Source organism: Cellulomonas iranensis NBRC 101100 = JCM 18110, from assembly GCF_001552375.1.
In the GTDB taxonomy this organism is placed as follows: domain Bacteria; phylum Actinomycetota; class Actinomycetes; order Actinomycetales; family Cellulomonadaceae; genus Cellulomonas; species Cellulomonas iranensis.
In genome coordinates this window covers 13164-39732 of record NZ_BCRB01000033.1, presented here as the reverse complement: position 1 = coordinate 39732, position 26569 = coordinate 13164, and the positions used below count along the sequence as shown (strand labels likewise).

Here is a 26569-nt window from a genome sequence, read left to right as displayed (position 1 = left end):
GGCCGCGCACGCGAGCCGCCAGTCCTCGGGATCGGCGCCGTCGAGGCCGAGCGTGCGCGCCTCGTGCTCGTTGACGACCAGCGGGTCCGCCGTGCGCAGGGTCCGCGGTGCGACGTCGCGCGGCGGCGCCAGGTTGAGGACGAACCGCGCGCCCCGGTCCCGGCACACCTCGGCGAGGCGGTCGAGCACCTCGACGGGCACCTCGCCCTGCGACAGCACGGTCGTGCCGGGCCCGAGCCGGTCCGCGAGCGCGTCGACCGCCGCCGCGTCGAGCGCGTCGTTGGCGCCCGAGCTGACCGCGATCATGTTCTCGCCCCGGGCGTCGACGAGGATCTGCGCGATCCCGGTCGGCACGCCGCGCACGGCCGCCACGTCCGTCACGTCGACGCCCCACCCGGCGAGCTCGGCCCGCACGGCGGCGCCGCCCGCGTCGTCGCCCGTGCGCGCGACGAGCTCGACCCGGGCGCCGTCGAGCGCCGCGGCGACGGCCTGGTTGGCGCCCTTGCCGCCGAGCCCCTGACGGTAGGACGACGCCAGCACCGTCTCCCCCGGCGCCGGGAACCGCTCGACCCCCGAGACGGCGTCGACGTTGACGGACCCGACCACCAGCAGCGTGCGCTTCATGACGCCCCCTCGTACGCGGTCCCGCTCGCGGCGGGCGCCCGGACCTTCCCGACCACCCCGGCGACCGCGAGCACGGTCACCAGGTACGGCAGCATGAGCATGAGCTCGCTGGGCAGCGGCGACCCCACGATCCCCAGCACGTTCTGCAGGTTGCTGACGAACCCGAACAGCAGCGCCGCGGCCGCGGCGCGCAGCGGGTGCCAGCCGCCCAGGATGACGGCCGCGAGCGCGATGAACCCGGCGCCGGCCGTCATGTCCTTGCCGAACCCTCCCACGGACCCGAGGGTGAAGTAGGCGCCCCCGAGACCGGCGACCGCCCCGGCCAGCGCGACGACGCGCACCCGGGTGGCGCGCACGTCGATGCCGACGGTGTCCGCCGCCTCGGGGTGCTCGCCCACGGCGCGGATGCGCAGGCCCTGCCGCGTGCGGAACAGCACGACCCACACGACCGCGACGACGACGTACATCGCGTACACGACCACGGTCTGGCGGAACAGCACGGGGCCGACGACGGGGAGGTCGCCCAGCACGGGCAGCGCGATCTGCGGGAGCCGCGCGGGCGAGTTGAGGCGGGCCGCGTCGGGTGCCAGGGCCGTGGAGTAGAAGAACCCGGTGAGGCCCGTGACGAGCACGTTGAGGACGATCCCGACGATGACCTGGTCGACCAGGTACCGGACGGAGAAGACCGCCAGCACGGTGGCCACGAGCGCGCCCGCGACGACCGCGGCGACGAGGCCCACGAGCGGCTGCCCGGTCACGGTCGCGACGACGGCGGACACGCACGCACCCGCCAGCAGCTGACCCTCGATCGCGACGTTGACGACGCCGACGCGCTCGGACAGCACGCCGCCCATCGCGCCGAACACGAGCGGGATGGACAGCGCGAGCGCACCGCCGAGCAGCCCGACGACCGGGACGGTCGCACCGGCGGCGGCCCACGTGAGCAGGGCCAGCACGAACGCGGTCCCGAACGCGGGCGCCAGGGCACGGGCCGGTGGGCGCCCGGCACGGACCCGCAGGGCCGCCGCGGCGCACAGCGCCGCCATGACGAGCGTGAGCGCGACGGTCGCGGCCTGCGTGGGCACGGTCGCCGTCGGCAGCGCGAGCACGTCGGTCGGCTCGGACAGCCGGAACGACGTCGTGCCCGTGCGCGGCCCGAGCGCCGCGGCGAGCGCGGCGGCGAGCGTGAGGACGGCCATCGTGACCGGCGTGCGCCACGACGCCGCGGCCGTCCCGGCGCGTCCGTCGCGCCGGGGCGCGAGGGACCGCAGGAGCTGGGTGGGGGTCATGGGTCTCACTCCTGGCCCCGCGCCGGGGCGGGGATCCGGAACAGGGCGCGCACGAGCGGGGGCGCCGCGATGAACAGGACGATGAGCGACTGCAGGACGAGGACGAGGTCGACGGGGATGGCCTGCATGGACTGCATCGCGAACCCGCCGGCCTTGAACGCGCCGAAGAGCAGGCCGGCGAGCAGCACGCCGAGGGGTCGCGACCGGCCCAGCAGCGCCACCGTGATGGCCTCGAAGCCGATGCCCGCCTCGATGCTCACGCCGAACCCGGTGGTGACGGTGCCGAGCACCTGCCCGGCGCCGGCCAGGCCGGCGAGCGCACCCGCCAGGACCATGACGACGAGGTACACGCGCTCGACGTCGATGCCCGCGACACGTGCCGCTCGGGGGTTGAGGCCCACGGCGCGGAACCGGAACCCGAGCGCGGAGCGGTCGAGCAGCCACCACACGCCCGCGACCGCGAGCAGCGCGAGCACGAACCCGGCGTGCGTGGTGTGCGCGTCCCCGAACAGCGGCGGCAGCACCGCGGTGGCGTCCGCGGGGCGCGAGCGCGGGTTGGCCGACCCCTCGACCTGCAGCACCGGCGTGCGCAGCAGCAGCGAGACCAGGTAGAACGCGACGTAGTTGAGCATGATCGTGACGATCACCTCGTGCGCGCCGGTGCGGGCCTTGAGCAGCCCGGCGATCCCGCCCCACAGCGCCCCGCCGGCCAGGCCCGCGGCGAGCGCGACGGCGACGTGCACGCCCACCGGCAGGTGCAGCGAGGACGACGCCCACCCGGCGCACGCCGCAGCGACGAGGATCTGCCCGCGCGCACCGATGTTGAACATGCCGACGCGGAACGCGAGCGCGACCCCGAGGCCGGCGGTGATGAGGGGCGTGGCGAACATCAGGCTGTCGGTCAGGGGGCGGATGCTCGCGGCGAACGTGTCGCGCGGCGCCCACACGGCTCCCTGGAAGAGCGCGAGGTACGCGCCGCCCACGGCCTGCCCGACCGCCGCGACCAGGTCGCCGGGCCGCCGCAGGAAGTACGGTGCGGCGGCCGCGACGCGGTCGTCGGTGAGGCACACCAGCAGCGCGCCGAGCACGAACGCCATGAGCACCGCGAGCAACGAGGTGGTCACGCGTCCCTGCGTCACGGCGCGCAGCACGGCGCCCGCGCGGTCCGGCGGAGGCTCCTGGTGCGCCTGCTCGCGCACGGGGGTCTGCACGTCGCTCATGCCGCGTCCGTCTCCTCGATCGGGGTGCCGGCCATCATCAGACCGAGCACCTCCCGGCTCGTCCCGGCCGGGACGACGCCCACGACGCGCCCGCGGTACATCACCGCGATGCGGTCGGCGAGACCGAGCACCTCGTCGATCTCGGTGGACACCACGACCACCGCGGTGCCCGCGTCGCGGGTCTCGACGATGCGCCGGTGGATGAACTCGATGGAGCCGACGTCGACGCCGCGGGTCGGCTGCGCCGCCACGAGCAGGCGCAGGGGCCGGGCCAGCTCGCGCGCGATGACGACCTTCTGCTGGTTGCCGCCCGAGAGCCGCCGCACCTGCGTGCGGATCGACGAGGTCCGCACGTCGAACTCGTCGACGCGCTGGCGGGCGAACTCGGCCAGGTGCGCACGGCGGACCTCGCCGCGCCGCACGAACGGCGGCCCGAACGAGCGGTCGAGGACGAGGTTCTCGGCGATCGAGAACTCGCCGACCAGCCCGTCGTGCGTGCGGTCCTCGGGGACGTGCCCGACGCCGGCCGCGAGCACGGCGCGGACCCCGGCGCGCGTGAGGTCGTCGTCCCCGAGGCGCACGGTCCCCGCGGACGGTGCCCGCAGCCCGGTGATCGCCTCGACGAGCTCGGTCTGCCCGTTGCCCTGGACGCCGGCGATCCCCAGCACCTCTCCCCCGCGGACCTGCAGCGTCACGTCGTCGACGAGGGCGCGCCCGCTCGCGTCGCGGACCGTGAGCCCGTCGACGCGCAGCCCGTCGCCGCGCGGGCGTGCGGGCGGGCGGTCGACGGTGAGCGTGACGTCGCGCCCGACCATGAGCCGCGCGAGCTCGCGCGTGGTGGTGCCGGGCTCGGCGGCGCCGGCGACGCGGCCGTGCCGGATCACCGTGATGCGGTCGGCGACCTCGCGCACCTCCCGCAGCTTGTGGGTGATGAAGACGAGCGCGGTGCCGGCGTCGGCGAGGCGCCGCATCGTCGCCATGAGCTCGTCGGTCTCCTGCGGGGTCAGGACGGCGGTGGGCTCGTCGAGCACCAGGACCCGCGCGTCGCGGGCCAGCGCCTTGACGATCTCGACGCGCTGCTGCACGCCGACGGGCAGGTCGCCGACGAGCGCGTCGGGGTCGAGGTCGAAGCCGAACCGCTCCGAGATCTCCCGCACCCGCCGCCGCGCGGTGCGCATGTCGAGCCAGCCGGGGCCGCGCACGTCCTCGTCGCCGAGGACGACGTTCTCGGCGACCGTGAGGACCGGCACAAGCATGAAGTGCTGGTGCACCATGCCGATGCCGGCGCGCATCGCGTCGCCCGGTCCGTCGAAGCGCTGCGGCGCGCCGTCGAGCAGGATCTGGCCGGCGTCGGCGCGCAGCAGGCCGTACAGCACGTTCATGAGGGTCGACTTGCCGGCGCCGTTCTCGCCGAGCAGGCAGTGGATCTGCCCCGGCTCGACCACGAGGTCGATCGCGTCGTTGGCGACCAGGGTCCCGAAGCGCTTGGTGATGCCGCGCAGCTCGAGCTTCATCGTGTCTCCTTCCGGGCCGCGGGGCGCGGCGTCGCGCCCCGCGGCCCCGGGGTCAGCGCGGGGAGTTGACCGACTCGACGACGATCTCGCCGTCGGCGACCTGCTGGCGCAGGGCGGCGACCTCGTCGGCGAGGCCGTCCGGCAGGGTGTCGGCCAGGTCGTGGTACGGCGCCAGGTCGACGCCGGCGTTGGCGAGGTCGCCGACGTACGGCGTGGCGTCGAAGCGCCCCTGCGACCCCTCGTCGACGACGCTCACGATCGCGTCGCCCATCTGCTTCATGACCGAGCTGAGGATCAGGTCGCCGTACTGCGGCGCGATCGCGTACGTGTCGTTGTCGACGCCGATGAGCACGCCCCGGCCCGCGTCGCGCAGCGCCTCGGCGGTGCCCTGGTAGAGCGACCCGGCGACCGGCATGACCACGTCGGCGCCCTGGTCGAGCAGGTTGCGGGTGACGGACTTGCCCGCGGCGATGTCGTCGAACGTTCCGGAGAAGGTGCCGGTCTGGCTGGCCTTGTCCCAGCCCAGCAGGCGCACGTCGGTGCCGTGCACCTCGTTGTAGTGCGCGACGCCGTCGGCGAAGCCGTCGAGGAAGAGCATGACGGGCGGGAACGGCTGCCCGCCGTAGACCCCGACGACGCCGGTGCGCGAGTACCCGGCCGCGAGGTACCCCGCGAGGAACGCCGCCTGCGCGGTGTCGTAGACGACCGGCTTGACGTTCGGCAGGTCGATCGAGGAGTCGTCGACGATCGCGAAGCTGCGGTCCGGGTACCGCTCGGCGGCCGTCCGGGCGGCGTCGGCGGTGGAGAACCCGACCGTGACGGTCAGGTCGCAGCCCTGCTGGTAGGCCTGCTCGAGGTTGGGCGCGTAGTCGGTCTCGCTGTTCGACTCGAGCGTGAGGGTCCGGACGCCGAGCTCCTGCTCGGCGGTGCGCATGCCGTCACGGACGGCCTGGTTGAAGCCCTTGTCGTCGAGGCCCCCGAAGTCGGAGACCATGCACGCGGTGTAGTCGCGCCCGGACGTGCCGGCGGTGGCGGCGTCGGGCTCGGGTGCCGGTGGCGTGGCGCACGCGGCGAGCGCGAGGGCGACGAGCGCGGCGAGGGCGAGCGGCCGACGGGCGGTGGGTCGTGCGGTCATGTCGAAGCTCCTTCGATTCGCATGAGGCGGGACGTGCGGGGTCGATGGGACGGGCAAGAATGCGCAATCGTTTACGCGCTGTCGCTGACGGACGCCCTCAGCGGAGGGCGCGCAGCGCGGACTCGACGAGGCCCCAGAACCGCTCGACGTCGAGGTCGAGGGCCACCGTCGCGTTGTGCTCCAGGCGCAGGATGTCGATGAGGTCGACGCAGGTCGCACCCGCGGTGCGCTCGCCGCGCAGCTCGACGTCCACCCTCGTGCGGACGGTCGTCGCCACGGCCGGGTCGGCCACGAGCGCCACCGCGACGGGGTCGTGCAGCGGGCCCTCGGGCATCTTCTCGGCCTCGAGGTACGTCGAGCAGAAGTAGTCGAGGAGCTCGACGCCGAACGCCGAGGTCGCGTTGCCGATCGCCGCGATGCGCTCGCGCACCTGCGCGCTGATGAGCGCCTGGTGCGTGATGTTGAGCCCGACCATCGTGAACGGCACGCCCGACGCGAGCACGACGTCCACCGCCTCGGGGTCGGCCCACGCGTTGAACTCCGCGTACGGCGTCGCGTTCCCCCTGGTCGTGGAGCCGCCCATCCACACGATCTCGCGGATCCGGTCGCGCGCCTCGGGGTGGTCGCGCAGCAGCGTCGCGACGTTGGTGAGCGGGCCGGTCGGGATGATCGTCACGGGCTCGTCGCTCGCCTCGAGCGTGTCGAGCACGAGCTGCACCGCCGGGCGCGGGTCGAGCGCGACCGTGGGCTCGGGCAGCTCCGGCCCCCCGAGGGCGTTCTCGCCGTGGATCCACGACGCGGGCGTCAGGGTCCGGGCCAGCGGGCGGTCGGCGCCGGCCGCGACGGGCACGCCCTCGATCCCGGCGACCGTGCACGCGACGAGCGCGTTGCGCGTCGTGTGCTCGAGGTACCCGTTGCCGGACACCGTGGTGATCGCGCGCAGGTCGAGCGCGGGGTTGCCCGCGGCCAGCCAGATGGCGAAGACGTCGTCGTGCCCCGGGTCGCAGTCGAGGATCACGGGGATGGGCATGGTGTCACTCCTTCGTCACACCGACCGGTCGGTTCGGTGTGGAAACGATTACGCACATCTGGACGCGCGTCAAGGCCCTCCCACCCGTCGGGCGTCGGTCGCCCGTCAGCGCGCGTCGGCCGCCTGCGGCTCGACGGGGGCCTCGTCGTCACCCCGGGGCGCGCCCTGCCCCCGCACCACGCGGTCCACGCCGGCCGCGAGCAGCGCGATCGTCAGCGTCAGCCCGATCGCGGTCGCGAGCCCCTCGAGCATCGGCACGAACGCCAGCCACGTGCGGACGTCCTGCGGGCCGAGCACCGCCCGCCCCAGCAGCAGCACGCCCTCCTCGACACGGGTCGCGACGAGGAACGCGAGCGCGAACACCAGCATCGGCCCGAGACCCGCGACGGCCATGCGCCGCAGCCCGTCCGCGAGCGCCGTGAACCGTCCCCGCACGTCGCCGACGACGGGCGCCGCCGCCTCGGTCGACCACCGGCGCACGGGGGCCGGCACGCGCTGCCAGGCCGCGGGCGCCGTGCGCCGCGGGCGCGGCGGGTCGGCCAGGCGGTGCCCGTAGACCACCGCGCCGACCGTCAGCCACGCGAGCGGGATGACGACGAGGTCGTCGAGGTTCCCCAGCACGCCCGCGACCGTGTCGACGACCGCGTCGACCGGACCTGCCAGCGGGCCCAGCGCGTCGAGCGCCGTCAACCACCACTCGAGCACGATCGACACCGCGCGCCGCGTCTCGACCCACGCCCAGACCCGGCCGGTGAGCTCGGTCGCGAAGGCCGCGGCCACGAGCAGCCAGAACGCCTCGACGTACGCGCCGACGAACGCGAGCGCGCGCCGGTGGCTGCGGCCCTCCCAGCGGCCGAGCGCCCACCGCAGCACGACCGCCACGCCCACCACCAGCACGACCCACCAGCCGCTCGCGAGGTCGACGAACGAGCCGTCGGCCCGGTCGCCCGTGAGCGAGAACCCGTTCTCCCGGAACGCCCGGTACGCGGCCGTGTTGAAGAACCGGGCGCGGTCGTCGGCGAGGAACCCGTACGACGCGTACAGCGCGAGGAACGGCACGAACACCGAGCCCAGGACGTCGACGAGCCCGCGCTCGTGGCCCGAGGTCGGGTCGTCGGGCGCGCGCGTGCGCCCGATCGCGGCGAGCGCGGGCAGGTCGCGCCGCAGCACGTGCAGCATCGCGACGATGCCGGCGACCATGCACAGCGGCGCGAGCACGAGCACGGCCCACCCGAGGGTGTTGCTGACGCCCGCGGCGTTGACGGCGGCCCAGCCGGCCGCGTGACGACCCGCGACCGCGAGGAGCGCGAGCACGAGCAGCACGGGCCACCAGCGCACCCACAGCCGCACGCCGTGCGCGACGACGGCGCCCAGGTCGCGGAACCACGCGCGCAGCCGCGCTCCGGTCGTGGTGGGGGGCACGTCGGTCACGGCGGACATCATGGCGCGTCGCCGCGGCGTGCGGCCGCACCGCCCGCGGCGGCGCGTGCCTGCCGGGGCGGCAGCACCGCGACGGCCGTCCCGGCCGCACCGCCGAGCAGCAGCACGAGCCCACCGACCACCACGGCCGTGGGCGCCGCCGCGACGACGGACCGCTCGCGCGCACCGTCGACGTCCCACGTGCAGACCGAGCGCGCGGGCACGACGCCGAACCCGACGCGTGCGTCGGCCTCGCCGGCCTCGTACGCCGCGAGGCACGTGCCCGGTGCGGCGTCCTGCGCCGCCTGCACGGTCCGCACGCCGATGCTCACCCACGTGACCAGGAGCGTCACGACGCCGACGAGCCCGAGTGCGGTCGTGACGAGGAGCGCGAGCGCGCGGCGGCGCGAGCGCGGGGCGCGCCGCGTGGGCGGTGCGGGGCGGTCGAGCGGCGCGGGCCCGGACGGCGGGGTGCCGGGCGGCGGGGTGGGGGGCACGGTGGTCATCCTTCCGCCCGTTCGGCGACGAGGCTCGCGGCACGCACGAGACCGGCGAGCGCGCCGCGCGCGTCGTCGGGGGTCGCCCGCTCGGGCGGTGCGCCCGCGAGCAGCACGACGTCGCGCAGCGCGGCGGCGGGCAGCCCGACGGCCCGCCAGGGGCGTGTCAGCGCGTCGGCCTGCCCGACGACGTCGGGGCCCGCGCACTGCGACGACGCCTGCGGCGGCAGCTCGGGCCAGAACGCGCGGCCGTCCTCGACGACCTGCGCGACCTCCTCCCAGCCGCGCTCGCCGATGCCGGCGACCGCGAGCGCCGCGCCGTCGGCGGACGACGCCCGCACGGCCGCGAGCGCGGACCACGCGGTGCCGCCGTGCACGACCAGCGCGGTCGCCCCCGCGGCGCGCACCGCGTCCGCCACGGCGCCGAGCCCCTCGGCCACGACGGGTCCCGGCACGCGGCGCAGCGGCGCCCGCCCGGAGAACCCGGGCACGGCCCCGGCGAGCACGGGAGCCAGCAGCGGCTCGCGCAGCAGCACGCGGACGTCGGCGCCGGGGACGACCCGTCGCACGTCGGCGACGCGCTCGGCGAGCCCCGCGGCGACCGAGCCGACGGCGTCGCGGACCGCACCGGGGTCGGACAGCATGCGGTCGCCGCGCGCGAGGTAGACGTCGGCCGCGAGCGTGAACGGCCCCAGCGCGGGCAGCACGAGCGGGCCCGCGTAGCCGTGCGCCGCGACCGCGAGCGCGTCGAGGTCCTCGCGCGCGTGGGCCCGCGCGCGCTCGAGGTCGCGCCCCGGTCGGTCGGCGAGCTTCCAGCCGTGCGGGCCGAGCTCGGCCGGCAGGTCGGCGAGCACGGTGACCGCGGCCCCCGTCGCGTCGCCCCACGGCCCGCGCGCGGGCAGCAGCACCGTGAACGGCGTGCCGACGACCTCGCTCGGCGTGTCGACGAGGTCGCCGACGACCGTGCTCGCGGCCTCGAGCGCGTCGGTCCCGGGCCAGGGGCCGACGCCGCTGACGCCCGTCACGCCGTGCGTCCCGGCGCGGGCACCACGTCGGCGGGTGCGCGCGTCGCGGCGACCGTGGCCTGCCCCAGCACGCGCGTGCCGTCGTACAGCACGAGCGACTGGCCCGCCGCGACGCCCCGCAGCCCGGCGCCCGTGACGTCGACCGTGACGCCGTCCGCGTCGGCGGCGAGCACGCGCGCGGGCACGTCGGCGCCGTGCGCGCGGACCTGCGCCGTGAGCGTCGTCCCCGGCGCGGGCACGTCGGCGAACCACACCGCGGACGCACCGACCACGTGCGCGACGTCGAGCGACTCGGCGGGGCCGACGACCACGCGCCGCTGCACGGGCTCGACGGCCAGCACGTAACGCGGGCGGCCGTCGGCCGCGGGGCGCCCGAGCGCGAGCCCGCGCCGCTGACCCACCGTGTAGGCGTAGGCGCCGTCGTGGCGGCCGACGACCTCGCCGCCCTCGTCCACGACGTCGCCCGGCTGCTCGCCGAGCGCACGGCGCAGGAAGCCCTGGGTGTCGCCGTCGGCGACGAAGCAGATGTCGTACGAGTCGGGCTTCGCCGCGACCGACAGACCGCGCGCGACGGCCTCGGCCCGGACCTCCGCCTTCGACGTCACGTCGCCGAGCGGGAAGATCGCGCGCGCGAGCCGCTCGGGGCCCATGACGGCCAGCACGTACGACTGGTCCTTCGCGGCGTCGGACGCCCGGTGCAGCTCGCGCGTGCCGTCGGCACGGTCGACGACGCGTGCGTAGTGCCCGGTGCACACCGCGTCGAACCCGAGCGCGAGCGCCTTGTCGAGCAGAGCGGCGAACTTCACGTGCTCGTTGCAGCGCACGCACGGGTTGGGCGTGCGGCCCGCGGCGTACTCGGCGAGGAAGTCCGCGACGACCGTCTGCTCGAACCGCTCCGACATGTCCCACACGTAGTACGGGATGCCGAGCACGTCCGCCGCGCGGCGCGCGTCCGACGCGTCCTCGATCGAGCAGCAGCCCCGGGACCCGGTGCGCTCCTGCGCGGGCGTGCGCGACAGCGCCATGTGCACGCCCACGACGTCGTGCCCCGCGTCGACAGCGCGCGCGGCGGCGACGGCCGAGTCGACCCCGCCCGACATGGCGGCGAGCACGCGCATCAGGCACCCACCAGCGTCGACGTGAGCCCGGCGGCGCGGGCGCGCTCGACCGCTGCGGGCAGGGCCGCGACGACCGCGTCCACGTCGGCCTGGGTCGACGTGCCGCCGAACGAGAACCGCAGCGCGCCCCGCGCGTCGTCCTCCCCCACACCCATCGCGAGCAGCACGTGCGAGGGGCGTGGCACGCCGGCCTGGCACGCCGACCCGGTCGACGCCTCGACGCCCGCGGCGTCCAGCAGGTAGAGCAGCGAGTCGCCCTCGCAGCCCGCGAACGTCAGGTGCGCGTTGGCCGGCAGCCGACGCGCCGGGTCGGACGGCCCGCGCAGCGTGGCACCCGGGACCTCGGCGAGCACGCGCCGGACGAGGTCGTCGCGCAGGGCCGCGACGCGCGCGGCGTGCTCGGCGCGCTCGGCGACCGCCTCCTCGACGGCCGTCGCGAACGACGCGAGCAGCGGCGCGTCGAGCGTGCCCGAGCGCACGTCGCGCTCCTGCCCGCCGCCGTGCAGCACGGGCGTCACCGCCAGACCGCGCCGCAGCAGCAGCGCACCCGTCGAGCCCGGTCCCCCGACCTTGTGGCCGCTCACCGTGAGCGCGTCGACGCCCGACGCCGCGAGGTCGACCGGCACCTGGCCGACGGCCTGCACGGCGTCCGCGTGCACGGGGACGCCGTGCCGGCGCGCGAGCGCGACGACCTCGTCGAGCGGCTGCAGCGTGCCGACCTCGTTGTTGGCCCACATCACCGAGACCAGCGCGACCGCGTCGCCGTGCTCGTCGAGCTCGGCCCGCAGCGCGTCGACCTCGACGACGCCCTCGGCGTCGACCGGCAGCAGCACGAGCTCGGCGCCCGAGTGCTCGGCCAGCCAGAACGCGGGGTCGAGCACCGCGTGGTGCTCGACCGCCGACACCACGACGCGGCGGCGGCGCACGTCCTGCGCGTGCCGCGCCCAGAACAGCCCCTTGACCGCCAGGTTGTCGGCCTCGGTGCCGCCCGCGGTCCACACGACCTCGCTCGGCCGGGCGCCGAGCGAGGCGGCCACCCGCTCGCGCGCCTCCTCGACCGTGCGGCGCGCCGTGCGCCCCGCGGTGTGCAGCGACGACGGGTTGCCCGTGCGCGCCAGCGCGTCGGTGAGCGCGGCGAGCGCCCGGGGACGCATCGGCGTGGTGGCCGCGTGGTCGAGGTAGACCGCGGGCGGACGGGACGGGCTCACGTCGACAGTCTACGAACGTGCCCGCGGGCCCCGGCGCCGCTTCCCCACCGAGGTCGGCGCCGGGCCGCCGCGAGGCCCGGGCCACGACTCTCCCCCACGGTCGGCACGTTTCCCCCGCACGCCGCGGGCGATCGCGCGACCCGAGGGGCCGTCTTGCTGGCAGGATGTCAGCGTGAGTGCCGACGACGTCATCGCGCTGCCGCTCGCCTTCGGCGGACAGCGGCTCGACTGGCGCGACCTTCCGCGGGCCGTGCGGGACCGCATCGAGACCCTCGCCGGCGCGCGCGTCACGGCCGAGACGTCGGCCACCAGCGGCTTCTCCCCCGGGTTCTGCGCCGTGCTCGAGCTCACCGACGGCCGGGCCGTCTTCGTCAAGGCCGTGTCGCCCGACCAGAACCCGACCTCACCGCAGCTCGCGCGCGCCGAGATCCGTGCCGCCGCGGCGCTGCCCTCGCAGGTGCCGGCACCGCCGCTGCGCTGGTGGCACGACGACGGCCACTGGGTCATCCTCGGCTTCGACGCCGTGCACGGCCGCTCGCCCGAGCTGCCGTGGCGCGCCGACGACCTCGCGCTCGTGCTCGCCGCGATCGACGACCTGGCGCACTGCGAGCCGACCCCGGGGCACGCGCTGCCGCGCACGGACGACCAGCTCGCCGAGGACTTCACCGGCTGGCGCCGGATGCTGCGCGCCGCCCCCGCCGAGCGCGAGCGCGTCGCGACCGCGATCGACGAGCCCGGCCGGTGGGCGGTCGAGCACCTCGACGACCTCGTGCGCTGGGAGCAGGACGCGCTGCGGGCGTGCGCGGGTGACGCGCTCGTGCACGGCGACCTGCGCGCGGACAACGTCATGATCGAGGACGGCCACGACCGCGTCTGGCTGATCGACTGGCCGCACGCGAGCGTCGGCGCGCCGTGGCTCGACCTGGCGTTCATGCTGCCGAGCGTGGCCCTGCAGGGCGGGGCGGGCGACCCCGCGTGGCTGTTCAGCCAGAGCGCGGTGGCCGACGGCGTCTCGGTCGACCAGCTCCGCGCGGCGCTGTCCGGGCTGGCCGGGTACTTCGCGTGGTCGTCGGGGCAGCCCGCACCCCCGGGGATCCCCAACCTGCGCGCGTTCCAGGCGGCGCAGGCCGGCGCGACCCTGCGGTGGCTGCGCGACATCGCCTGACGACCGGACGACCGCCCGCGGCTCGGCCCGGCACCGCACCCGTCACGCGCGGTCCGGGCCACGCGCTCCCCGCCACGGCGGCGTGAGGACGCCGCCCGGCACGCGAGCAGCGACCGACGTCAGCCCTGGAGCCGGCGCAGCTCCGCGGCCGTCTGCGGCAGCACCGTGAACAGGTCGCCCACGATCCCGAAGTCGGCGATCTCGAAGATCGGTGCGTCGGGGTCGCTGTTGACCGCGACGATGGTGCCCGACGCCTGCATGCCGCCACGGTGGTGCACGGCGCCCGACACGCCCGCGCCGACGTAGAGCCGCGGCGACACCGTCACACCGGTCTGGCCGATCTGCGCGTCGTGCCCGATCCAGCCCTCGTCCGTCGCGACGCGCGTCGCGCCGACCGCGCCCCCGAGCACGTCGGCGAGCTCCTCGACGGGCGAGAAGTCGCCCTCGGTGCCGCGGCCGCCGACGACGACGACGTTCGCCGAGCCGAGGTCGGGGCGCCCCGACGCCGCGTGCTCGCTGCGCTCGACGACCGTGACCCGCGTCGAGGACGGACGCACCGCGACGGGCAGGTCCTCGACCCGCGGGTCGCTCGGCGCGGGCGCGTCCTGCGCGGGCACCGCGTTCGCCTTGACCGTGACGACGGCCGTCGGCGTGGTCACCGCGCAGCGCGTCGTCCACGTGCCGGCCAGCACGGTCTTGTGCGCGACCACGCGGCCGTCCTCGAGCGTCAGCCCGTCGACGTCGGTGACGACGCCCGCGCCCGTGCGGACCGCGAGGCGCGCCGCCGCCTCCTTGTTCTCGAACGACGACACGAGCAGCAGCAGCGTCGACCCGGTGGCTGCGAGCGCGGCCTGCAGCCCGTCGGCGAGCACGTCCGACACGTGCGGGTCCGCGTCCGTGACCAGGCGGTGCACGGCGGTCACGCCCTGCGCCGCGAGCACGGGCCGGGCGGCGGCGACGTCCTGGTCACCGGCCCACACGCCGTGCACGCCCGCGTCGCCCGCGAGGTCGCGCGCGAGGGTCAGCAGCTCGCGCACGGGGGCGCGCAGCGTGCCGTCGGGGGCGTGGTCGAGCAGGACGAGCACGGGGGTGGCGGTCACGACGGTCCTCCGGTGGTGCGGGCGACGGGGTGGGGGCGGGCCGCGCTCAGACGAGCTTGCGCTCGACGAGCCACGCGGCGAGCCGCGTCCCGGCGTCACCGGTGTCGGTGAGCAGGACGCGGTCCTCGCGCGGCGGTCGCGGGGCGGCCTCGAGGACCTGCGTGCGGGCGCCCGCGGCCCCCACGGTCGCGGGGTCGACGCCCAGGTCGGCGAGCGTGAGCGTCGCGACGGGCTTCTTGCGGGCGGCCATGATGCCCTTGAAGTTCGGGTAGCGCGGCTCGTTGATGCCGTCGGTCACCGACACCACGGCCGGCAGCGGGGCCGTGAGCGTCTCGGTCGCGTGGTCCAGGCGCCGCACGACCGTCGCGGTGCGCGCGTCGACGTCGACGTCGAGCGACGACGCGAGCGGCAGCGCCGGCAGGTCGAGCAGCTCGGCGAGCGCGGCGGGCAGCAGCGACGTGAGGCCGTCGAGGCCGGCCATGCCCGTGAGCACGAGGTCGACCGGGGCGTCGGCCGACAGGTGACGGACGGCGGCCGCGAGCACGGTCGCCGTGCCGATCGCGTCCGAGCCCGCGACGTCGTCGTCGAGCACGTGGACCGCCTCGTCGGCGCCCATCTGCAGGCCCTTGCGGACCGCGTCGACCGCGTCGTCCGGGCCCGCCGTCAGGACCACGACCTCGCCGTCGTGCTCCTCGGCGAGCGCGAGCGCGGCCTCGACGGCGTTCTCGTCGAGCTCGTTGAGGGTGCCGTCACCGCCGTCGCGCACGACGCGCCCGTCGGCACCGAGCTGCCGGTCGGACTGGATGTCGGGGACGAACTTCACGCAGACGACGATCCTCACCCGGCGAAGGGTACCCTCACCGGCCCCGCCCGTCGGAGGTGGTGTTCGCCACGTGGGCAACGCCGGCCACGTCCCGGACGTGCGTCCTGGCACGATGGGGTGGTGGCCGAGACGACCGAGCGACACCGTCCGCCCCGCCTCGGCGTGCACGTCACCGGGACGGGCGTCGACGTCGCCGTGCTCGCGCCGCACGCGACCGCGGTCGAGCTGTGCCTGCTCGACGGCCCGCTCGACGCGCCCGCCGAGCGGCGCGTGCCGCTGGCCGGCCCGCGGCTCGGCGTCTGGTCGGCCTCGGTGCCCGGCGTGCGCGCGGGTCAGCGGTACGGGTTCCGCGCGCACGGCGCGTGGGAGCCCGGCTACGGCCTGCGGTACAACCCGGCCAAGCTGCTGGTGGACCCGTACGCGCGCGGGCTGGTCGGCGAGCTGGGGTACGGGCCCGAGACGTACGGCCACGTCGTGGGCGACGACCTGACGGGCGACCCGTACGGGCCGGCCGACGATCGCGACTCCGCCGGGCACGTCCCGCACGGCGTGGTCGTCGACACGCGCGCGCTGCCCGGTCCCGACCCGGCCGCGAACCGCCCGTGGACGCCGTGGTCCCGCACGGTCGTCTACGAGGCGCACACCAAGGGGCTCACGCGGCTGCACCCCGACGTGCCCGAGGAGCTGCGCGGCACGTACGCGGGCCTCGCGCACCCCGCGGTCGTCGACCACCTGCTCGGCCTGGGCGTCACGGCGCTCGAGCTGCTGCCGGTCCACGCGTTCACGTCCGAGCCGCACCTGGTCGCCAAGGGACTGACCAACTACTGGGGCTACTCGACGCTCGGGTTCTTCGCGCCGCACGCGGCGTACGCCACGGCGGCCGCGCGCGCCGCCGGGCCCGCCGCCGTGCTCGACGAGGTGCGCGCGACCGTGCACGCGCTGCACGAGGCCGGGCTCGAGGTGCTGCTCGACGTCGTCTACAACCACACGTGCGAGGGCGGCCTGCCCGGCCAGCACCTGTCGTGGCGCGGGCTCGACAACGCGTACTACTACAGCCACGACGGCGCGGTCCCCGCGACGCTCGTGGACGTGACCGGCACCGGCAACTCGCTCGACTTCCGGCGCGACGGCGTCGTCGGCATGACGCTGGACTCGCTGCGGTACTGGGCCGACGTCGTGGGCGTCGACGGCTTCCGCTTCGACCTCGCCGTGACGCTCGGCCGCAGCCCCGAGGGGTTCCGGCCCGACCACGCGACGCTCGTCGCGGCCGCGACCGACCCGTCGCTCGCCGGGCTCAAGCTCGTCGCCGAGCCGTGGGACGTGGGCCCCGGCGGCTGGCGCACGGGCCAGTTCCCGGCGCCGTTCGCCGAGTGGAACGACCGGTTCCGCAACGCCGTGCGGTCGTTCTGGCTGGCCGACCCCGGCCGCGCCGCGCACGGGCTGCCGGGTCACCGCGTGCGCGACCTCGCGACGCGGCTGTCGGGGTCGGTCGACCTGTTCGGCTCGGGCACGCCCCCGCTGCAGCGCGGGCCGCGCGCGTCGGTCAACTACGTGACGGCGCACGACGGGTTCACGATGGCCGACCTCGTCGCGTACGACCACAAGCACAACGCCGCGAACGGCGAGCAGAACCGCGACGGGTCGGACGACAACCGCTCGTGGAACCACGGCGTCGAGGGCCCGGTGCAGCAGGACTCCCCCGCGGTCGACGTCGCGCCCCTGCGGCGCCGGTCGGTCCGCAACCTCTTCGCGACGCTCGTGCTCGCGGCCGGCACGCCCATGGTCACGGCGGGCGACGAGACGGGCCGCACGCAGCGCGGCAACAACAACGCGTACTGCCAGGACAACGAGCTCTCGTGGGTGCGGTGGGACCTGTCGCCGTGGCGCGCCGACCAGCTCGCGACCGCGCGGCACCTGCTGCTGCTGCGGCGCGAGCACGCGGCGCTGCGCACCGAGACGTTCTACACCGGACGGCCGCGCGTCGAGGGCGGTCCGCCCGACCTCGGGTGGTACGGCGCCGACGGCGTCGCGTTCGACCACGCCCGGTGGCACGACGCGTCGGTCCGCACGTTCCAGATGCTGCGCGTCGCACCGCCGCCCGACGACGACCAGGTGCTGCTGGTGGTGAACGGCGCGCTCGACGCGGTCGAGGTGACGCTCGTCGACGGGCACCCCGCACCGTGGACGCTCGCGTGGGACTCGGTGTGGGAGCACCCGTCGGAGGTCTCGACCGCCGCGATCTCGGGCGGGCTGCACCTGCCGGGCGGCTCGACCACCACGGTCGAGCCGCTGAGCATGCGCGTGTACGTGCGCCCCTGACGTCGCGCGCCGGCGGGGCGGTAGCGTGCGCGCATGACGCACACCCCCGACGTCGTGGTCGTCGGTGCCGGGCTCGCGGGTCTGGTCACGACCGCCGAGCTCGTCACCGCCGGCCGGCGCGTGCTGCTGCTGGACGCCGAGCCGCCGGCGAGCCTCGGCGGGCAGGCGTGGTGGTCGTTCGGGGGCCTGTTCCTCGTCGACTCGCCCGAGCAGCGGCGTCTCGGCGTGCGCGACAGCGCCGAGCTCGCGCTGTCCGACTGGCTGGGGTCGGCGGCGTTCGCCGACGACGGCGCTGACCGGTGGGGCCGCGCGTGGGCCGAGGGGTTCGTGGACTTCGCCGCGGGCGGCATGCGGGACTGGCTGCACCGCCTCGGGGTGCGGTGGTTCCCGCTCGTGCAGTGGGCGGAGCGCGGCGGGTACCTCGCGGACGGGCACGGCAACTCGGTGCCGCGGTTCCACGTCACGTGGGGCACGGGGCCGGGTGTGCTCGAGCCGTTCGTGCGGGTGCTGCTCGACGCGCACCGCGACGGCCGCGTCGAGGTGCGCTTCCGCCACCGCGTGACGGGGCTGACGACGACCGACGGCCGCGTCACGGGCGTGCGGGGCGACGTGCTGGCACCCGACGCGGCGGAGCGCGGTGCGCCGTCGTCGCGCACGGTCGTCCGGCCGTTCGAGGTCGAGGCCGCCGCGGTCGTCGTCGCGACGGGCGGGATCGGCGCCAACCACGACCTGGTGCGCGCGACGTGGCCCGCGGCGGCCGGTCGGCTGCCCGCACGCATGCTGTCGGGCGTGCCGGACCACGTCGACGGGTCGGGCATCGAGGCCGCGCGCGCCGCGGGCGCGCACGTCGCGCACGAGGGCCGCATGTGGCACTACCCGGAGGGCGTCACGAACCACTCGCCGGTGTGGTCGGCGCACGGCATCCGGATCCTGCCGGGTCCGAGCTCGCTGTGGCTCGACGCGGACGGCAACCGGCTGCCGGCTCCGCTCTTCCCGGGGTTCGACTCGCTCGGCGCGCTTACGCACGTCACGTCCCGCGGCGACGACCACTCGTGGTTCGTGCTCGACCGGACGATCCTCGGCAAGGAGTTCGCGCTCTCGGGCTCGGAGCAGAACCCGGACCTCACGGGGCGCGACCTCGCGCTGCTGCTCGAGCGGGTCAGGCCGGGTGCGGTCGGCCCGGTCGAGACGTTCGCGCAGCGGTCGCCGGAGTTCGTCGCCGCGACGACGCCGGCCGAGCTGGCCGCCGGGATGAACGCCCTGACGGGCACGTCACGGATCGACCCCGACGCGCTCGCGCGCACGATCGCGCTGCGGGACGCGCAGGTCGTCACGGGGCTCGGCAAGGACCTGCAGGTCACGGCCACGGCGATGGCGCGGCGGTTCGTGGTCGACAAGGCGATCCGCGTCGCACCGCCGCACCGCCTCACGGACCCCGCGCACGGCCCGCTGTACGCGGTGCGGCTGTCGGTGCTGACCCGCAAGACCCTCGGCGGCCTCGCGACCGACCTCGAGGGCCGCGTGCTGCGCCCCGACGGCGAGGTCCTGCCGGGCCTGTGGGCGGTCGGCGAGGCCGCCGGGTTCGGCGGCGGCGGCGTGCACGGCCACCGCGCGCTCGAGGGCACGTTCCTGGGCGGCTGCCTGTTCACGGGCCGCACGACGGGCCGCGCCCTGGTCGCGGCCCTCTGACCCCGGTCCTCTCCTCCTCCCCCGTCCTCGTCGCCGAACGCGCGGTTCTGCCGGTCCTCAAGCCGTAGAACCGGCACGAGTCCGCGTTCACGGGGTCGCCGGACGCGAGAGGTGGCGGGCCAGCGTGCGCGCGACGCGCCCTGCGGCGACGTCGTCGGCCGTGAAGCGCAGGAGCAGCGCACCGGTCGCGACGATCGCGTTCTGCCGCTCGCGGTCCCGGTAGAGGGCCGCCGGTGTCGCGTGCGGTCCCGCGCCGTCGATCTCGACGACGACGAGACGCCCCTCTGGCGTCCACCAACCCAGGTCGCCGCGCGCCACGACACGACCGTCGGCGTCGCGCACCGGCACCTGCAGCTCGTCGGGGGCGAGGCCCGCGTCGACGCACTGCAGCCGTGCGCGCGTCTCGAGCGGCGAGTCCGCGCGCCCGTCGACGAGCTCCCACCACCTCGCGAGACGCGCGGCCCCGCGTCGACCGCGCGCGAGCGCCCGGACGCACGCGAGGTCGGGTGCCACGAGGCCGCGGCGGACGGCCGAGTCGAGCACGCCCACGGCGTGCTCGCGTGACAGCTCGCACACGGCCTGCGCGAGCGCAAGCTCCGGTCGCACGGCACGCGCACCCCGCACGACCACGACGTCACCCGTCCGGAAGCGCCGCACCCGCGCGTCACCCCGGTGGTCGCGCCCGCCGACGACGGGAAGCGCCGCCTCGGGCCGGATCGTCCGCGGCAGCCCCTCGACGCCGTGCAGCGCGAGCGCGCAGGCGCCGACCGCCACCGCGCGCTCCGGCCCGAGCGCGAGCAGCGCCGTCCACGCGGCCCTGCGCCGGCGGTGGTCGTGCCCCCGGTCGACGCGGTCCGGTTCCCCGGGCACGACCGGACCGCCGCGCACCGCACCACCTGGTGCGCCTGCGGGGCCCGCAGTCCTCGGAGGTGTGGCCGCCGCCTGCACGCGCATCTGCGCCTGCGGCGCCCGTGGCGACCACCCCTGTCGCGGCGTCGGCTGCGGCAGGGGCGACCGTGCCACCGTCACGCCCTCGGCTGCGGGTCGCACGGGCACAGGTCCCGCCGGCGCAGGGCTCACGGCCGCGGATCCGGTCGCCCCGGCGTGCACGTCCGGCGGGTCGGCGAGCACGCGCGGTCCGTAGCGCCGCACGAGCGCGCCGGCGGCGTCGTGGACGCCCCGCACGACGGGGACCAGCGAACCGTCGCCCCGCAGCGCAGCGCGGCGGTGCCGGCCGACGCCGGCCGCGTCGCACTGAGCCGTCGACACGAGCCCCTCCTGCAGGAGGGCGAGACGGAGCAGGGGAGGGGGCAGAGGCGCCGGACGTCGCATCCCGCCAGCGCACCAGCCCGACACGGACGGCGTCCTGCCCCGACGCCGACGCGGCGCTGGCCCCGAGGTCACACGGTCCTGTGGTCGGCTCGACACGGTAGCGGTCGCCGCTCACCGGTCGAGTGCGGAGTCCCGCCGCTCCTCGGCGCCCGTGACCGGCGCCCTCCCGCGCTCGACGGCGACCGACGCCCGCGGCCACGGCACCACCTGCGGGGCTGCGCCGCACCGTCACCAGGCCTCGGTCGGCAGCGAACGCGGTGTTCGACCGGTCATGGCGTCCGAGAACCGGCAGAACCTCGCGCTCGCCGGGTGGGGGCCAGGTGGGGTGCCGGGTTCAGCGGGGCGGGATCGGTCGTGTCGCGCGGTGGGGGGTGGACGGGTGACCAGGTGGCTGCCGGAGCGGGCGGGCCGCCCGGGCCGCGGGCGGCGCGCCGTGGGTGCCCAGCGGATGCCGCGACCCCGGATCCCCGGATAGGTTCGGGACCGTGACGACACCCCGCCGCCCACGTCGCACGTCACCGGCCACGTCCGCGGACCGGCCACGTGCCGTCGCCCCGGTGCCCGCGCCCGGGCGACCCTCCGACCCGACCCGCACGCCGGAGCCCGCGAGCCCGACGGCGGCGGACACGGCCGCCGCCACGACCTCCGCCTCGGCGCCCGCCCCCGGGGCATCGGCCCCCGAGGCGGTGTCGACCGCACGGGCGTCCGCCCCGCCGGTCGGACCGCCCCCGGCGGCCCCCGCGCCGCCGGCCCCCACGGCCGCCTCCCCCGCGGCGCCCGTGACGGGCCCGCTGCCGGTCGGGCGCATCCCGGTGGTCGACGTGTCCCCGGTCGCCGAGGAGGGCCGGTTCCCGGCCAAGGCCGTCGTCGGCGAGCCGGTGCCCGTGCGCGCGACCGTGATCCGCGAGGGCCACGACGCGCTCGGTGCGACGGCGGTGCTGCTGCGTCCCGACGGGTCGGTGCACTCGTGGCGTCGCATGGTCGACGTGGCGCCCGGGCTCGACCGTTACGAGGCACGCCTCGTGCCGGACGCCGAGGGCGAGTGGTCGTTCCGCGTCGAGGGCTGGTCGGACCCGTACGGGACGTGGGCGCACGACGCCGCGATCAAGGTCGAGGCGGGCGTCGACGTCGAGCTCATGCTCACCGAGGGCACGCTCGTGCTGGAGCGCGCCGCACGCCGCGCGGGCGACGACGCGATGGCCTCGCACGACGCGCGCACGCTGCTGGCGGCCGTCGACGCGCTGCGCGACACCTCCCGCCCGCCGTCGGAGCGCCTGGCAGCGGGGCTCGCACCCGCCGTCCGGGAGGCGCTGGACCGCACCCCGCTGCGCGACCTCGTGACGGCGTCGCGGGCGTACCCGCTCGTGGTGCACCGCCGTCTCGCGCTGACGGGCGCGTGGTACGAGATGTTCCCGCGCTCGCACGGCGCGACGTACGACGAGGCGACGCAGACGTGGACGTCGGGCACGCTGCGCACGGCGGCGAACCAGCTGCCGCGCATCGCCGCGATGGGCTTCGACGTCGTCTACCTGACGCCGATCCACCCGATCGGTCACGCGCACCGCAAGGGCCGCAACAACGCGCTCACGGCGATGCCGGGCGACCCGGGCTCGCCGTACGCGATCGGCTCGCAGGACGGCGGCCACGACGCGATCGAGCCGACGCTGGGCACGTTCGACGACTTCGACGCGTTCGTCGCACGGGCACGGTCCCTGGGCATGGAGGTCGCGCTGGACGTCGCGCTCCAGGCGTCGCCCGACCACCCGTGGGTCCGCGAGCACCCCGAGTGGTTCACGACGCGCGCCGACGGCACGATCGCGTACGCCGAGAACCCGCCGAAGAAGTACCAGGACATCTACCCCCTGAACTTCGACAACGACCCCGAGGGCATCTACGCGGAGATCCGCCGCGTGCTGCAGGTGTGGATCGACCACGGCGTCACGGCGTTCCGCGTCGACAACCCGCACACCAAGCCGCTGTCGTTCTGGCAGCGCCTGCTCGCGGACGTCGCGGCGGACCACCCCGAGGTGATCTTCCTGTCGGAGGCGTTCACGCGCCCGGCGATGATGCTGACGCTCGCGAAGGTCGGCTTCCACCAGTCGTACACCTACTTCACGTGGCGCAACACGAAGGCCGAGCTCGAGGAGTACCTCGCGCGGGTCGGCGGCGAGGAGGGCGCGTGGATGCGCCCGAGCTTCTGGCCGACGACGCACGACATCCTGCCGCCGTACCTGCAGCACGGCGGGGCCGCGGCGTGGGCGGTGCGGGCCGTGCTCGCGGCGACCGGGTCGCCGACGTGGGGCGTGTACTCCGGCTACGAGCTGGTCGAGGACGTGCCGCGCCCGGGCGTCGAGGAGCAGATCGACAACGAGAAGTACGAGTTCCGTCCTCGCGACTGGGCGCGCGCCGAGCACCTGGGCATCGCGCTGCTCATCGGGCGGCTCAACGAGATCCGTCGTGCGCACCCGGCGCTGCAGCAGCTGCGCAACGTGCGCGTGCACCCGACGTCCGACGACGCGCTCGTCGCGTTCTCGCGGCACCTGGAGGCGCACGAGTCGCCGACGGGGCGGCCCGACACCGTGGTGACGATCGTCAACATCGACCCGTTCGGCGTCCGCGAGGGCGTCGTGCGTCTCGACCTGGGTGCGTTCGGCCTGCCCGCCGACCGTCCCGCGGTGGCGCGCGACGTGCTGTCGCAGGAGACGTACGCGTGGTCCGAGGAGGTGTACGTGCGGCTCGACCCGCAGGTGCGGGTCGCGCACGTCGCCTACCTCGAGCACCCGGGTGAGGCGCGATGAGCCCGTCCACGCCGCCGCCCGACGACGTCGCCGGCGCGGGTGACCCGCGCACGCCGCGCACGCCCGTGCTGGGCACGCCCGCGGCGCACCCGGGCGGTGCGGCCGCGGTCCCGCCGGGCACGCCGCCCCCGGGATCGCAGCCGTCGCCGGACGCGGTGCCCGGTGCGCCGGCGCCCGTGCCGACGCCCCCGCCCCCGGGGGCCGCGGGTCCGGCGACCTACGGGCGGCACCGCGAGCCGGCGCCGACGACCGCGGCGATCGCGCTGGGCGGCCTGCCTGCGCGCCGTCAGCCGCCGGTCCCCGCTCCCCCGCCGACGGACGGCCGCGACGACGACCCGGAGTGGTACCGCACGGCCGTGTTCTACGAGGTCATGCTGCGCACGTTCTCGGACTCGAGCGGGCACGGCAGCGGCGACCTGCAGGGCCTGGTGCAGCGGCTGGACTACCTGCAGTGGCTGGGTGTCGACTGCCTGTGGCTGCCGCCGTTCTACCCGTCGCCCATGCGCGACGGCGGTTACGACGTGTCGGACTACACGGCGGTCGCACCGCAGTACGGCACGCTCGACGACTTCCGCCTGCTGGTGACCGAGTGCCACCGGCGCGGCATGCGGATCGTGGTCGACCTGGTGATGAACCACACGAGCGACCAGCACCCGTGGTTCCAGGCGTCGCGCTCGGACCCGGACGGGCCGTACGGCGACTTCTACGTGTGGAGCGACGACAACACGCGCTACCAGGACGCGCGCATCATCTTCGTCGACACCGAGACGTCGAACTGGACCTTCGACCCCGTGCGCCGGCAGTACTTCTGGCACCGGTTCTTCAGCCACCAGCCGGACCTCAACTTCGAGAACCCGCGCGTCGTGGACGCGATGTTCGACGTCGCACGGTTCTGGCTGCACCTGGGCGTGGACGGGTTCCGGCTGGACGCGGTGCCGTACCTGTTCGAGGCCGAGGGCACGAACTGCGAGAACCTGCCGGAGACGCACCAGTTCCTGGCCGACCTGCGGCGCATGATCGACGAGGAGTTCCCCGGTCGCATCATGCTGGCGGAGGCGAACCAGTGGCCCGAGGACGTCGTGCACTACTTCGGCACCGAGGAGGCGCCGGAGTGCCACATGTGCTTCCACTTCCCGGTGATGCCGCGCATCTACTACGCGCTGCGCGACCAGCGCGCGACGCAGATCGTCGACATCCTGGCGGACACGCCGGCGATCCCGTCGTCGAGCGGCCAGTGGAGCACGTTCCTGCGCAACCACGACGAGCTGACGCTCGAGATGGTGTCGACGGAGGAGCGCGCGTCGATGTACGGCTGGTACGCGCCGGACTCGCGCATGCGCGCGAACGTCGGGATCCGCCGCCGGCTGGCGCCGCTGCTGGACAACTCGCGCAAGGAGATCGAGCTCGCGCACGCGCTGCTGCTGAGCCTGCCGGGCAGCCCGTGCCTGTACTACGGCGACGAGATCGGCATGGGCGACAACATCTGGCTGCCGGACCGTGACGCGGTGCGCACGCCGATGCAGTGGACGCCGGACCGCAACGCGGGCTTCTCGACCGCCGACCCCGGCAAGCTGTACCTGCCGCTGGTGCAGTCGCTCGTCTACCACTACGGCAACGTCAACGTGGAGTCGCAGCTCGCGCAGCCGACGTCGCTGCTGCACTGGGTGCACGGCATGCTCGCGGTGCGACGTCAGCACCGGGCGCTCGGGCTGGGCTCGTTCGAGGTGGTGCCGAACGACAACGACGCGGTGCTGACGTTCCTGCGGCGCACCGACGACGAGACGGTGCTGGTGGTGGCGAACCTCGCGGCGACCGCCCGCGCGACGACCGTGCGCCTGCCCGGTCACGTGGGGTGGCACCTGCGCGACGTGTTCGGCGGCGCGCACTTCCCGCCGGTGCGGGACGACGGCACGCTGACGTTCACGCTCGGGTCCCGCGACTTCTACTGGCTGGAGCTGACCGCCCCGTGATCCTCGACGCGCTGCCGCCCGACGACGTCGACCACGAGGTCGTCGAGCTGCTGCGCGCGTGGTTGCCGGAGCGTCGCTGGTACCCGGCGAAGGGTGTCGACGCGCGCCTGACCCCGGTCGGTGCCGTGCACCTGGGCGACGACGTGCGCGTGCTGCTGGTGCACGCGCGGGCGGGGGCGGTGGACGTCGTGCTGCAGGTGCCGGTGCTGCTGCTCGCCGACGCGGGCGGGGCCGACCCTGGCGCGGTGCTGGGCACGGCGGGTGGCCGCACGGTGCTCGACGCGGCGGGCGACGCGCGGTTCCTGGCGGCGTGGCTCGCGCACGCGGACGGGCCCGGGGCCGACGTCGACGTGACGGCCGCCCGGGTGGTGACGGGCGAGCAGTCGAACACGTCGGTCGTGCTGCCGGGTCCGGACGGCGTCCCGCGCGGGATCCTCAAGGTGCTGCGGACGCTCGCGGGGGGCGAGAACCCCGACATCGACGTGCCACGCCGGCTGGTCGAGGCGGCCTGGGACGGCGTGCCCGCGCCGCTCGCGTGGACGCGGGCGCGGTGGCAGGCGCCGGACGGCAGCGAGGCCGTCGGGTACCTGGGCGTGCTGAGCGCGTTCGTGCCGGGCGCGCAGGACGGGTTCGAGCTGGCGTGCGACCACGCGCGCGACGGGCGCGCGTTCGGGGACCTCGCGCGCGAGCTGGGTGCGACGGTCGCGGGCATGCACGACGCGCTCGTGCGGGCGTTCGACCGGCAGGAGGCGCCGGACGGGGGTGCGGTGCTCGCGCGCGCGCTGCTGGACCGGCTCGCGTGGGCGACGGCCGCGGTGCCGTCGCTCGCGGAGCGCACGCCCGCGGTGCGCGCGGTGGCGGACGAGGTCGCCGCGCTGCCGACGACGCCGGCCCGGCAGCGCGTGCACGGCGACCTGCACCTGGGGCAGGTGCTGCGGTCGACGGGTCGCTGGTTCGTCATCGACTTCGAGGGCGAGCCGTTGGCGCCGCTGGCCGCGCGGACGCGCCCGGACCTGGCGCTGCGGGACGTCGCGGGCGTGCTGCGGTCGTTCGACTACGCGGCGGCGGTCGGCGGGCTGGTGGGTGCGCCCGCCGAGGCGTGGACGCGGGACGCGCGCGACGCGCTGCTCGACGGCTACGGCGTGGGTGCGGAGCCCGCGAGCGCGCTGCTGCTGCGCGCGCTCGAGCTCGACAAGACCCTCTACGAGGTGGTCTACGAGGCGCGGAACCGGCCGACGTGGGTGCCGATCCCGCAGGCGGGCCTGGACCGTCTGCTCGGCTGACGACACAGCCG

At 76.0% G+C, this 26569-nt stretch carries 20 protein-coding genes; 6 read left to right on the top strand and 14 right to left on the bottom strand.

All coding sequences use genetic code 11. From position 1 onward, the window contains the following. From CS2_RS09065 to CS2_RS09015, 11 genes are all read right to left on the bottom strand, one after another. A partial coding sequence (locus CS2_RS09065) for a PfkB family carbohydrate kinase (protein ID WP_233421130.1) occupies window positions 1–624 on the bottom strand: 624 nt, incomplete at its 3' end. Next, window positions 621–1913 (bottom strand): ABC transporter permease, encoded by a 1293-nt coding sequence (locus tag CS2_RS09060; protein WP_070319720.1) that lies wholly within the window; start codon window positions 1911–1913, stop codon window positions 621–623. The genes CS2_RS09060 and CS2_RS09065, both read right to left, overlap by 4 nt. 5 nt (window positions 1914–1918) lie before the next feature. After that, window positions 1919–3133 (bottom strand): ABC transporter permease, encoded by a 1215-nt coding sequence (locus tag CS2_RS09055; RefSeq protein ID WP_082740013.1) that lies wholly within the window; start codon window positions 3131–3133, stop codon window positions 1919–1921. Next, window positions 3130–4647, bottom strand: a complete 1518-nt coding sequence (locus tag CS2_RS09050) for an ABC transporter ATP-binding protein (RefSeq protein ID WP_070319719.1) — start codon at window positions 4645–4647, stop codon at window positions 3130–3132. Before CS2_RS09050 ends, CS2_RS09055 begins: the two co-directional genes overlap by 4 nt. A gap of 52 nt (window positions 4648–4699) precedes the next feature. Beyond that, a complete protein-coding gene (locus CS2_RS09045) occupies window positions 4700–5782 on the bottom strand; it encodes a BMP family lipoprotein (protein WP_070319718.1) in 1083 nt (360 codons plus the stop codon). Between the two features lie 97 nt (window positions 5783–5879). Then, a complete protein-coding gene (locus CS2_RS09040; RefSeq protein ID WP_070319717.1) occupies window positions 5880–6812 on the bottom strand; it encodes a nucleoside hydrolase in 933 nt (310 codons plus the stop codon). Between the two features lie 105 nt (window positions 6813–6917). Further along, entirely contained in the window at window positions 6918–8243 is a 1326-nt protein-coding gene (locus tag CS2_RS09035; protein WP_134851153.1) for a hypothetical protein, read from the bottom strand. Between the two features lie 8 nt (window positions 8244–8251). Beyond that, a complete protein-coding gene (locus CS2_RS09030; protein WP_156442065.1) occupies window positions 8252–8728 on the bottom strand; it encodes a hypothetical protein in 477 nt (158 codons plus the stop codon). Window positions 8729–8733: 5 nt separating this feature from the next. After that, window positions 8734–9753, bottom strand: coding sequence for a uroporphyrinogen decarboxylase/cobalamine-independent methonine synthase family protein (locus tag CS2_RS09025; protein ID WP_070319714.1), 1020 nt, complete (start codon window positions 9751–9753; stop codon window positions 8734–8736). Then, window positions 9750–10871, bottom strand: coding sequence for a tRNA 2-thiouridine(34) synthase MnmA (gene mnmA / locus CS2_RS09020; protein WP_070319713.1), 1122 nt, complete (start codon window positions 10869–10871; stop codon window positions 9750–9752). Before mnmA ends, CS2_RS09025 begins: the two co-directional genes overlap by 4 nt. Beyond that, on the bottom strand, window positions 10871–12079 hold the full coding sequence (locus CS2_RS09015; RefSeq protein WP_082131293.1) for a cysteine desulfurase family protein: 1209 nt from the start codon (window positions 12077–12079) through the stop codon (window positions 10871–10873). The genes mnmA and CS2_RS09015 overlap by 1 nt, the downstream gene beginning before the upstream one ends. Before the next feature lie 172 nt (window positions 12080–12251). On the opposite strand from CS2_RS09015, the gene CS2_RS09010 reads away from it, so the two are divergent. Further along, window positions 12252–13244 carry a phosphotransferase gene (locus CS2_RS09010; RefSeq protein ID WP_070319712.1) on the top strand — a complete coding sequence of 331 codons (993 nt, stop codon included), beginning with the start codon at window positions 12252–12254 and terminating at the stop codon, window positions 13242–13244. A 119-nt stretch (window positions 13245–13363) separates the two neighbouring features. Here the strand turns inward: CS2_RS09010 and CS2_RS09005 are convergent, their stop codons facing one another. Beyond that, window positions 13364–14344, bottom strand: coding sequence for an electron transfer flavoprotein subunit alpha/FixB family protein (locus tag CS2_RS09005; protein WP_070319711.1), 981 nt, complete (start codon window positions 14342–14344; stop codon window positions 13364–13366). 46 nt (window positions 14345–14390) lie between these two features. After that, window positions 14391–15185 carry an electron transfer flavoprotein subunit beta/FixA family protein gene (locus CS2_RS09000; RefSeq protein WP_070319725.1) on the bottom strand — a complete coding sequence of 265 codons (795 nt, stop codon included), beginning with the start codon at window positions 15183–15185 and terminating at the stop codon, window positions 14391–14393. A gap of 102 nt (window positions 15186–15287) precedes the next feature. Between CS2_RS09000 and glgX the strand changes: the two genes are divergently transcribed. Continuing rightward, a complete protein-coding gene (glgX, locus tag CS2_RS08995; RefSeq protein WP_070319710.1) occupies window positions 15288–17486 on the top strand; it encodes a glycogen debranching protein GlgX in 2199 nt (732 codons plus the stop codon). Between the two features lie 33 nt (window positions 17487–17519). Next, window positions 17520–19175: an FAD-binding dehydrogenase gene (locus CS2_RS08990; RefSeq protein WP_070319709.1), complete on the top strand. Its 1656-nt coding sequence runs from the start codon at window positions 17520–17522 to the stop codon at window positions 19173–19175. An 87-nt stretch (window positions 19176–19262) separates the two neighbouring features. Here the strand turns inward: CS2_RS08990 and CS2_RS08985 are convergent, their stop codons facing one another. Beyond that, window positions 19263–20045: a putative endonuclease domain-containing protein gene (locus CS2_RS08985; RefSeq protein ID WP_134851159.1), complete on the bottom strand. Its 783-nt coding sequence runs from the start codon at window positions 20043–20045 to the stop codon at window positions 19263–19265. A gap of 1241 nt (window positions 20046–21286) precedes the next feature. Between CS2_RS08985 and CS2_RS08980 the strand changes: the two genes are divergently transcribed. From CS2_RS08980 to CS2_RS08970, 3 genes are read left to right on the top strand one after another with little or no spacing between them, the layout of a single operon-like run. After that, on the top strand, window positions 21287–23305 hold the full coding sequence (locus tag CS2_RS08980; RefSeq protein WP_070319724.1) for an alpha-1,4-glucan--maltose-1-phosphate maltosyltransferase: 2019 nt from the start codon (window positions 21287–21289) through the stop codon (window positions 23303–23305). Further along, on the top strand, window positions 23302–25275 hold the full coding sequence (gene treS / locus CS2_RS08975; RefSeq protein WP_233421129.1) for a maltose alpha-D-glucosyltransferase: 1974 nt from the start codon (window positions 23302–23304) through the stop codon (window positions 25273–25275). Before CS2_RS08980 ends, treS begins: the two co-directional genes overlap by 4 nt. Next, the gene (locus tag CS2_RS08970) at window positions 25272–26558 is read left to right on the top strand and encodes a maltokinase N-terminal cap-like domain-containing protein (RefSeq protein ID WP_082740011.1); all 1287 of its coding nucleotides are present in this window, start codon (window positions 25272–25274) and stop codon (window positions 26556–26558) included. The genes treS and CS2_RS08970 overlap by 4 nt, the downstream gene beginning before the upstream one ends. The last annotated feature ends 11 nt before the right edge of the window (window positions 26559–26569 follow it).

What these genes read in the sequence shown, in the direction of transcription:
- treS (WP_233421129.1), top strand. Translation starts at nt 23,302, where the DNA reads ATGAGCCCGTCCACGCCGCCGCCCGACGACGTCGCCGGCGCGGGTGAC.
- CS2_RS09040 (WP_070319717.1), bottom strand. Translation starts at nt 6,812, where the DNA reads ATGCCCATCCCCGTGATCCTCGACTGCGACCCGGGGCACGACGACGTC.
- mnmA (WP_070319713.1), bottom strand. Translation starts at nt 10,871, where the DNA reads ATGCGCGTGCTCGCCGCCATGTCGGGCGGGGTCGACTCGGCCGTCGCC.
- CS2_RS09055 (WP_082740013.1), bottom strand. Translation starts at nt 3,133, where the DNA reads ATGAGCGACGTGCAGACCCCCGTGCGCGAGCAGGCGCACCAGGAGCCT.
- CS2_RS09060 (WP_070319720.1), bottom strand. Translation starts at nt 1,913, where the DNA reads ATGACCCCCACCCAGCTCCTGCGGTCCCTCGCGCCCCGGCGCGACGGA.
- CS2_RS09050 (WP_070319719.1), bottom strand. Translation starts at nt 4,647, where the DNA reads ATGAAGCTCGAGCTGCGCGGCATCACCAAGCGCTTCGGGACCCTGGTC.
- CS2_RS08990 (WP_070319709.1), top strand. Translation starts at nt 17,520, where the DNA reads ATGACGCACACCCCCGACGTCGTGGTCGTCGGTGCCGGGCTCGCGGGT.
- CS2_RS09045 (WP_070319718.1), bottom strand. Translation starts at nt 5,782, where the DNA reads ATGACCGCACGACCCACCGCCCGTCGGCCGCTCGCCCTCGCCGCGCTC.